The sequence below is a fragment of the Rhizobium ecuadorense genome, from assembly GCF_001187535.1.
Taxonomy (GTDB): domain Bacteria; phylum Pseudomonadota; class Alphaproteobacteria; order Rhizobiales; family Rhizobiaceae; genus Rhizobium; species Rhizobium ecuadorense.
On record NZ_LFIO01000383.1, the window covers coordinates 1 to 255 of the forward strand.

The following is a 255-nucleotide window of genomic DNA, read 5'->3' on the forward strand; positions in this document are numbered from 1 at the left end:
GGTATGCGACGGTCGCGCTTTCCGGGGACGGTGCCGATGAATATTTCGGCGGCTACCCCACCTATCGCACCTCCGCGATAACCAACCGCCTGAAGCCGCTGCTCTTTCAAGCGGGGCTGCGGCGCGCGAGCCGAATCGCCACGTCCATGGCCAGACCCTCCGATGAACGCATCGGTAAGGGTGAGATTCTTGTACGTCTGCTGGACGGGATGGCGAGCGCTTCGCCGCATGCGAGCTGGCGGCGCTATCTTCGGG

The 255-nt window shown here is 64.3% G+C and carries 1 protein-coding gene; it reads left to right on the top strand.

What is annotated here, in order from left to right:
* Positions 1-255: asparagine synthase-related protein (locus AF337_RS09930; protein WP_244471208.1), on the top strand; the 255-nt coding region annotated here is incomplete at both ends.